1 protein-coding gene is annotated in these 1,219 nt (G+C 58.2%); it reads left to right on the forward strand.

Annotated features, from left to right (window positions below; genetic code table 11):
- Positions 1-22 precede the first annotated feature (22 nt).
- Positions 23-1,075 (forward strand): IS110 family transposase, encoded by a 1,053-nt coding sequence (locus IVB36_RS04955; protein ID WP_247385528.1) that lies wholly within the window; start codon positions 23-25, stop codon positions 1,073-1,075.
- The last annotated feature ends 144 nt before the right edge of the window (positions 1,076-1,219 follow it).

The following is a 1,219-nucleotide window of genomic DNA, read 5'->3' on the forward strand; positions in this document are numbered from 1 at the left end:
TGGCTTTTGAAAGGAGGAAGCAATGAGGACACGGAACAAGCCCAGGCCGGCAACGGTGTTTGGGATCGACATTGGCAAGAACCTTTTCCACGTCGTTGGGCTCGACGCCGCCGGAATGCCGATCCAGAAGGCGACCTTTCGGCGCGATACGCTCTTGCAGTTCTTCGAACGTGCAGGACCGGCTTTGGTGGGCATGGAGGCCTGCTCCGGCTCGCAATGGTTGGCCCGCAAGATCGCGGCCATGGGGCACACCGTTCGCATTATCCCAGCTCAATTCGTGAAGCCATATGTGAAGTCCAACAAAAATGACATCATCGATGCCGCGGCGATCGCCGAAGCCGTGACGAGACCAACGATGCGCTTCGTCGAGCTAAGGTCGCCTGAGCACATTGACCTGCAAGCGCTGCATCGTGTTCGCGATCGGATGATGTCGCAACGGACGTGCCTCATCAATCAGATGCGCGCTTTTTGCCTGGAATATGGGATCGCTATTCACCAGGGCGCCGGCAAGTTCAAGGCTGATCTGCCGAGGGTTTTGGCCGATCAGTCGAATGATCTAACCTCGGCGATGCGTCGCATTCTTGCATCTACATTTGACGAGCTGCGGCAGCTGGAGCTGCGGATTGCCGAGGTCAACCGCGAGATTGAGGCAATTGCCTCTCAAAGCGATACCGCACGTCGATTGATGACCATCCCGGGCATTGGTCCGCTGGCCGCGACGGCGCTTTTGGCAGCAGCTGGATCTGCCCGCCAGTTCAAAAAGGCCCGCGATATGGCAGCTTGGCTAGGTCTTGTCCCGAGAGAATATTCTACGGGAGGCAAAACGAAGCTGCTGGGGATAAGCAAGCGCGGCAATCGATATCTGCGCCGGATGATCATCCATGGCGCCCGTTCCTGCGTGACTCATCTTGATCGCTCGCGATACCGCCTTGGCGCGTGGCTTGATGGACTTCAGGCACGCATGCACACTAACAAGGTCACCGTCGCCTTGGCGGCCAAGATTGCGCGGATCGCATGGGTGGTGATGACCAAGCCCGGCGCAAGCTATGAACGGCGGGATCCGGCCTTTAGCTGATCCCGTTTGTTCCAGACTGCGAGGTTCGTGAAGGTGATGACGAAACAGTCGATCGGCGCGCCGTAAACCCTGTGCAAAAAAGCGGGCTTCGAGCCCGAACCATTTATCTGGGAACGGCACGCGCGGATCTCATCATGGCCTGGC

Source organism: Bradyrhizobium sp. 35, assembly GCF_023073215.1.
GTDB lineage: Bacteria > Pseudomonadota > Alphaproteobacteria > Rhizobiales > Xanthobacteraceae > Bradyrhizobium > Bradyrhizobium canariense_D.